The organism is Streptomyces sp. NPDC090445 (genome assembly GCF_044769385.1).
Taxonomy (GTDB): Bacteria; Actinomycetota; Actinomycetes; order Streptomycetales; family Streptomycetaceae; genus Streptomyces.
Genome location: NZ_JBIVXV010000063.1, coordinates 1 through 6826, shown reverse-complemented (window position 1 = coordinate 6826; position 6826 = coordinate 1). Strand labels below are relative to the sequence as shown.

The window sequence follows — 6826 nt, the reverse complement described above, 5'->3', positions numbered from 1 at the left end:
CGTATAACGAGAGATTGTTACGTACGGTTCCGTGAGAGCCGGGGGCTGTGATGCCCCCGGCTACTCGACAGCATCTTGATCCGGTTGACGTGTCCTTCGACCACGCCTGAGTTCCAGGGGAGAGTCAGACCAGCGATCACGGCGTCGCGGTCGCGGTCGATGCCTGCGGCGAGGGTGTGAAGGCTGGGAAGGTCATCCTGGCGGACGGCGTCGAGCCACTCGGGAAGTCGTTCTCCCTGGCGCTCGGTGAGCATCTGGGCAAAGGACCGGACGTGACCGGTGAGGGCGTCGAGTTCGGGGCAGTGGACCAGGACCGCCTTGAGTCGAAGGTGGTCGGTCTCTGTCAGGGACTCGGGCCGGCGGAGGATCCATCCGGCGACGACGCGGGGTAACGGTGGCCGAGCTGTGACGGGGTTGGGAGAGAGCCGCTTCTCCCGGAAATAGGCGCGAACGCGCTGGTAGCTGCCCTGATAGCCGAGCGGCACGATCTCCTCCCACACCGTCCAGGCCTTCGTACAGCCCTGGTTCCAGCGGTCATCCAGGTAGGGCTTGAACGCGTCGAGCTTGGACGGCCGCCCCTGCCACTGCCCGCGGAAGAGGTCCTCCGGGGTGGCTGCGTCGGCGAAGAGCTTCACGGTGCGGGATGTCATGTGGAGCTGGCGGCCGATCGCCCTCCGGCTGAGCCCGGCGGCCAGGAGTTCGTGGACGGTCGCGTGCTTGGCGCGGGTGCGGTCTGCGAAGCGGTGGCCGGTAGGCCAGGGCGAGCCGGTCGGGTCTTGGACCTTGTCGGGCTCGGGGGCTGGCTCGGCAGGATCGGGTGCCAGAACCCGCAGGCAGCCCCGGTGGTCGGCGACGCACTTCTCGGCGGCCTCGCTCAGGTTGTGCCAGAGATGCCACCTGTCCGCCACCTGCACCGCCTGGGGTGCCCCGGCTGTAGCGCCTTCGGCGAAGAACGGTGCGCGATCGCGGCAGACCACCTCGATCCCTGGCCGTTGCGCGAGCCAAGCGGCAAGGATGGATGCCTCCCGGTCAGGCAGCAGGTCCACCGGCCGCCGGCTTTCAACGTCGACGAGGATCGTCCCGTAGTTGCGACCCTTGCGGGTCGCGTACTCGTCGACCCCGACCACCCGTGGGTCTGGAACCTGAGGATCGGGCAATGCCTCGACCAACCGTAGCACCGTGCTTCGGCTGACGGGCACTCCGAAGACTCTGGCAAGCCGGGCACCGGCCCGGCCGGCGAGCGCGAGGCCGACCGCGGCCAACGTCGACCGCAGCCGTTCGGTCCGCCTGCCGTAACGACGGGTCAACCCTGACAGCTGTTCAGCGAAGGTCCGCCGTCCGCACGCGATGACCGGGCAGAGGAACCTGCGGACGCGTAAACAGAGCGCGACCCGCCTGCCTCCGCTGGGCACATCAGCGGGAAAGCGCAGGTAGGAGCTGTGAATCCGCCTTGACCAGCTTCCGCATCCGGGGCAGACGGCCCCAACCACCGTACTTCGGGCCTCTATGTGCACCGCCTCGTCGTTCACGTCGACCGACAGCACCGCCACATCGGCGATCGACGGGAACAGCAACTCCTCCAGCCGGAGGCCCACTTCTTCCACGGGCCGAACTGTCAGCCATACCGCGCCCGGTACGGCTCAATTCCGGGCAACCTCCCCAGGGCTCGCTCGCTCGATCACCGTCACTGAGCGTGCATGTTCCACGGAAAGTGAGCCAGAACCCGTCGACTGACAGCACCGCGACGTCCGCGATCGACGGGATCAACAACTCCTCCAGCCGGAGCAAGATCTCATTCACAGCCCCGAACTGTCTGCCCACCCACTCCTGCCCCTGCTCGTTTTGAGGCAACTTCCCGAGGCGCCACAGGGAGTTCAGCCGTCACTCACAGTGCACGGATCACACAACCTGAGCCAGAACCACAACCCGTGAACAAAGCCAGGCACCGAAGCCGAGCTCATCGACCTCGGCAAGAGCCTGCGACGCCGCCAGATCCAGGCATGCCCCGCCGTCAGCCGCAGCGCCTACCTGAAGCTGTGGCCCGACCACGCGAAGCAGATCGGGGACGTCGACTACGTCCTGGTCGCGGGCGAGCGTCGATACCGTGGCGCCACCGCCGCCGGCAACCCCACCCTGAACTGCGTGGTCGACGACGGCTTGGCCACGGACCGCAAGTCCTTCATGGAGGCCGTGGTCTCCGAGAACTTCGACCGGCAAAACTTCAACGCCATCGAAGAGGCGTACGCGGTCCAGTCCCTCGTCGCCGAGTTCGGATCCAACCGCGCCGTGGCCCAGCACTTCGAGCGGGTCGACGGGTGGGTTACCCAGCGCATCCTGCTCACGCACCTGGCCCCTGAAGCTCAGCAGCCAGCCCGCAAGCCGGGCCCCGTGGCGATAGGGCAGAAGCCCACAGCCCTGTGCCGCGTGGGGGCACTCCGCAGCCGGCCCTGGTCGGGGCGCCTCTCGCATGCCCCGCCGGGGACCTCGCTACAGCGGCTCGGCGCCCGGACGGAGGACGTCCGCATAGACCCGGGCGCGTACGCCGGGTTCGCCTGGAGTGCGGCGGATCGGGGCGATGCCGGATGTAGCCCACACCTGCTCCAGGCACTTCATCGCCGTCGTGACGGTGTCCTCGTCCGAGCCGGTGATGTCCAGCACCACCAGACCTGGTTCTGCGATGTGCTGCTCGTCGATCTGCTCCATGTCCTCCCCGACGACCCGCCCCTGGTGCCGGTTCGCCAGCAGGGTTCATTCACTCGAACGAGCCCTTGATGCCGAGCCGACGCCGGGGTCGGCGGCGAAAACTGGAAGCCGAGTGTCGGTGCGGCACGTCATCCTGAGCACATGAATGAGGTGAGCGAGCCGGCCAGCACGCGTGATCGGTCGGACGCGACGGCGGCAGAGCAAGGGCCCGTCCAGAATGTCGCGGTGAACGTGCTGGTGGCAGACATCTTCCGCAACTTCGACCCGCTCGCGAACTTCCGTGCCCAGATCGCCGAGTTGAGCGCGTCACTGGGGCCGCAGAAGAACCTGGGGCGCCTGGTCGCTGAGGCAGCCGGCACCGTGAGCGTTCTTCCGCAGCTGGAGCGCAGCCTGGGCGCGGTCCAGGGCTTGGCCAGCGCGCAGGACGCGATCCGCCGGCTGGTCGACTTGGGCAGCATGCCCGGGACGGTCGCCAGCTTCCAGAGGAGCATCGCCGCGCTGCCGAAGCCCGCGCCGCTCCCGTTCGAGCTGCCCAAGAGCGTCCTGGACAGCATCACCCGAAGCCAGGCAGAGCGGAACCGCGCCTTCGCCGCCGCAGCGACCAAGGCCCTCGGCCCGTCGCTGGCCCTGCCGCTGCTCTCCGACCACCTCCGGGCAAGCCTCGTCCAGCTGCAACCAGTGCCGCTCCGTTTGCCAGGTCTGTTCGACGCGGCCCCGTGGCGGACCATGCTGGCTGAGATCGGTGAGCGGAACCGCCTCCTGCTGACCTCCGGGCTCCTCGAGACCTTCAGCAAGATCGGCACCGGCATCAAGGACCTGCTGCCGGAGAACCTGCAGGCACTGCGTACCGCGGAGTGGGCGAAGCTACGAGCTCTTGGTACTCGGAGGCAGGTGCTTCGCCATCTGCGAGGAGGACGGCGTCTGCCCGGCCGACCAGGACGCTTCAACAAGATCGTGCTACGAGCTCTTAGAGTTCGACCAAACCAGGACCTGGCCCATTACGTGAACACGTGAACACGAGGCCGGGGAATATCGCGAACGTTCACAGGAACATCAGCCGAGCTCGTCGGCGCAGACAACCGTGGCGCCGGGTTGAGGGTCGGTGTACAGGCCGATGATCCGCGTCCTTGTAGGACGAGGTCCGGGTTCCGTCGAGCGGGTCCAGGAAAAGGGTGCGCCGCCGGCGCACCTCCTCCGCCAGGAGAATCTCCGGACTTGGGAACGACCCACCTGGATGTCCTCGGCCTGCGCCTCCACGGCCAGTGCGGACAGTGTCCGTTCCGCCGAGCGCGGGAGTGTCATCGCCGGGGTCGTCCGACCGGGGAAGCCGCCTGGCTGTGACCCGGTTGAGCGGCCTGGTGTCGTACTGGCAGGAAGCTGTAGACGAGTTCTGCCATCTGCGCGGCGGGGACGGTGAGACCGTCGCGGCTCCAGGAGCGCAGCAGCATGTACACGCCCCCGGCGAGGAAGTCCGCCACGTACTCGCGGTACTCGTGCGTTGGTGACGCGCTGGTGTCCTCCCGGCCGTACCGATCGAATGCCTGCATAAGGTCGCTGATGTGGAGCCTGATGCGTTCGATGACGTGGTCCTTGTCCTCGATCTGCAATGCGAGCGCGAGTGAGTCGGAATGCGTGGCCCACTCGCTGAAGGTCGTGGCGAGCAGTTCCTGGACGCCGACGCGCCGGTTGGGTGAGGGCAGCGCCGCGGCGCGGACTTCGTCGAAGACGTCGTCGACGTGGCTGAGCAGCAGTTCCTCCTTCGAGTTGAAGTGCAGGTAGAACGCCTGCCGCGACACGTCGGCGCGGGCTGCGATCTGGCTGATGGTGAGCTTTGAGAGTGGCTCTTCGTCGAGCAGCTCAAGGAGCGCCTGCTGCAGCAGGCGCCGAGTACGCCGGACCCTTCGGTCGCGAGGCCGCTTGCTTGACATCACTGTAATTTCGTCCACTAACTACCATCCGACTAAATGTGACGTTGCCCGAATTGAATCCCTTTCCTAGCGTCACGTTATGCGACACGCGTCAAAAAAAGTACCACTGTTGCGTAGGGTGAGGAGTGCAAGGTGACACCCGAGGTGACCGGCGGGCTCTCCGGTCAGCTCGGCCGTAAACGACCACGGTGGCGCCGCCGTCCCGCAGCCCGCACCTGCCAGCCGACCAGGCAGCGCATCTCAGCGCTCAAACGAGCGGTGGTACACCGTGGGCCACCTCTACTCCCAAGGGCACGAGTACGGCTACGACGTCACTCTCACGAGGCGGGGCACCGCACCGCTGGGCATCACCGACGTCACGGCGCGCAAGCACTCAACGCAGTGCAGCGTCAACGCGTCCGCCTCCACCGCGACGGGCACCTACCAGGGCAAACCAGTCGCCGGCCAGGCCTACGTCGAGCAGGCCGGCCACTGGAAGTAGAAACGGAGCCGATTGGCCCTGCGAGCCAACCGACCCCCTCGGCCACTTCGCAGGCGTGGCCACCCATCACCCCATCACACCCCTGGAGTCCCCATGGACGCTCACGCTCCGTCCGCGACCGCACCGAATGACCGCATGGCAGCCAGACTCGCGGCAGCCGTGGTCCTCGCCGCGACCGCGTCCGTGCTCGTCAACGCCGTGATAGCCGCGATCGCCCACGCCGCTGGAGCCTCGCAGCAGTTCCCGCCGCTCACACCGGGCTCCTACGCCGCGGCGACGGTCATCGGCGTCCTGGCCGGAGCACTCGCCTGGCAGGTCGTCCGCTGGCGCGCCGCGGATCCCTCCCGGGTGCTCCACAGACTCGTGCCCCTAGCGGTCACCGTCTCACTCGTACCGGACGTAATCGTCGGCCTAAACCACTCCGAGCCGGGCACCTCCTGGGGCGCCGTCACCGCGCTCATGGTCATGCACGTGGCCGTGGCCGCCGTGTCCGTGCCCATATTCCGACGCTTCCTGCCGCTGCGCTGAGGACGCACACCCTGCGGCGAGCTCCCCTGGGCGACTGGAGAATACCGGGAACGATCGGGAAGCCGCCCGGTGTGATCGATCCCGACCGGGACGACGCCTCGGCAAGGTTCCCATCGCCCTCAGGCCACCGAGCCGGGCAAGGCCCAAAGCAGCAGAAGCACGCCGGGAACCGGCAGGCCGGCAGCCTGCCCAGAGGCGGTCACGAGCCCGGGCGTAAGCAGTTGGGATACAGGAATCCCGGTGAGAACGATCATGTCTGGTCAGCGCCAGTGCAAGGAGGCTTCGCCATGAGCTGTCGGGCCTTCGGCCCTGACCTTCGAAGCTCACAGCCTCTGCGGAGGTCTTCTGGCCGCGACGGCGGGACGCCGCTTGCGGCCTGGGGCCTCGGCGGCGCGCAGTCCGTGTAGGTCGCGGGCGGATCGTTCCCCCGACCAGGTCAGGTCCCCGTCGGCTGTCGGGGTGAACGGGCGCATCCGCAGGGGCGGGGTGTCGTTGTGTCCCGGGGTGGGCCCCGCCCCGGCGACGACGGAGGACGCATCGTGTACGTAAAGAAGACGTGGGGGGCGGTGGGTATCTGGGGCCCGGCGCGAACTGCACGTCCACTGCAGGGATCGACGCCAGCCGACTCGCCTCGAAGAACGGTGGAAGCGGCACGGCGGGCGGCGACGGCACCGACGGCAGCTACGGCAGCTACGGTTTCCTCGGAATCGGAGGCAGCGCGGGCCGGGGCGGCGACGGCGGCCGGGGCGGCGACGGCGGGGCCGGTGTCGACGGCGGAGCCTACATCGGCGGCCACGGCGGCGGAGGCGCGGGCGGGGGCGGCAAGGGAGGCAATGGAGGCCGTCCCATGTATGGAGACAGAGCGAACGGGACCGACGGGATCAACGGCAAGGCCGGAGCCGGAGCGAAGGGAACGAAGGGAGCCAATGGCTACGCCGTGATCGCCTGGTAGCAGGGGTAAAGGGACAACTGAAGTTTCCCCGTGTTCTCGGACACGTGATCGTTATGCCGCGAGGGCGTGCTGGTGTCGCTGCCGGGTCTCGGCTGGGGTGAGATAGCCGAGGGTCTTGTGCTTGCGTAGTCGGCGGCGGTTGTAGAAGCCGTCGATGACCCTGTTGCCTAATTGATGTCATGCTGCGAGGTCGAGGGCGGCGAGTCGGGAGGCACGGGTGCGGGCGAGCGGGGT

Annotated in this window: 8 protein-coding genes; 4 read left to right on the top strand and 4 right to left on the bottom strand. The window is 67.8% G+C overall.

Features of this window, described 5'->3' with window-relative positions; translation table 11 throughout:
• Nucleotides 1-17: 17 nt before the first annotated feature.
• The 3 genes from ACIQUT_RS40115 to ACIQUT_RS40105 all read right to left on the bottom strand — a co-directional run bounded on the left by ACIQUT_RS40115 (nucleotide 18) and on the right by ACIQUT_RS40105 (nucleotide 2703).
• Nucleotides 18-1604, bottom strand: coding sequence for an ISL3 family transposase (locus ACIQUT_RS40115; protein WP_403570657.1), 1587 nt, complete (start codon nucleotides 1602-1604; stop codon nucleotides 18-20).
• Nucleotides 1605-1899: 295 nt separating this feature from the next.
• Nucleotides 1900-2346: a hypothetical protein gene (locus ACIQUT_RS40110; RefSeq protein ID WP_403570656.1), complete on the bottom strand. Its 447-nt coding sequence runs from the start codon at nucleotides 2344-2346 to the stop codon at nucleotides 1900-1902.
• A 141-nt stretch (nucleotides 2347-2487) separates the two neighbouring features.
• Complete coding sequence (locus ACIQUT_RS40105) at nucleotides 2488-2703, bottom strand: DUF6207 family protein (protein ID WP_403570654.1); 216 nt, start codon at nucleotides 2701-2703, stop codon at nucleotides 2488-2490.
• Between the two features lie 141 nt (nucleotides 2704-2844).
• On the opposite strand from ACIQUT_RS40105, the gene ACIQUT_RS40100 reads away from it, so the two are divergent.
• The gene (locus ACIQUT_RS40100) at nucleotides 2845-3717 is read left to right on the top strand and encodes a hypothetical protein (protein ID WP_403570652.1); all 873 of its coding nucleotides are present in this window, start codon (nucleotides 2845-2847) and stop codon (nucleotides 3715-3717) included.
• Between the two features lie 284 nt (nucleotides 3718-4001).
• Here the strand turns inward: ACIQUT_RS40100 and ACIQUT_RS40095 are convergent, their stop codons facing one another.
• On the bottom strand, nucleotides 4002-4631 hold the full coding sequence (locus ACIQUT_RS40095; protein WP_403570651.1) for a TetR/AcrR family transcriptional regulator: 630 nt from the start codon (nucleotides 4629-4631) through the stop codon (nucleotides 4002-4004).
• Nucleotides 4632-4899: 268 nt separating this feature from the next.
• On the opposite strand from ACIQUT_RS40095, the gene ACIQUT_RS40090 reads away from it, so the two are divergent.
• The 3 genes from ACIQUT_RS40090 to ACIQUT_RS40080 all read left to right on the top strand — a co-directional run bounded on the left by ACIQUT_RS40090 (nucleotide 4900) and on the right by ACIQUT_RS40080 (nucleotide 6592).
• Nucleotides 4900-5112, top strand: coding sequence for a hypothetical protein (locus ACIQUT_RS40090; protein WP_403570649.1), 213 nt, complete (start codon nucleotides 4900-4902; stop codon nucleotides 5110-5112).
• 135 nt (nucleotides 5113-5247) lie between these two features.
• Entirely contained in the window at nucleotides 5248-5640 is a 393-nt protein-coding gene (locus ACIQUT_RS40085; RefSeq protein WP_403570648.1) for a DUF6069 family protein, read from the top strand.
• Between the two features lie 556 nt (nucleotides 5641-6196).
• Complete coding sequence (locus ACIQUT_RS40080) at nucleotides 6197-6592, top strand: hypothetical protein (RefSeq protein WP_403570646.1); 396 nt, start codon at nucleotides 6197-6199, stop codon at nucleotides 6590-6592.
• Nucleotides 6593-6826 lie beyond the last annotated feature (234 nt).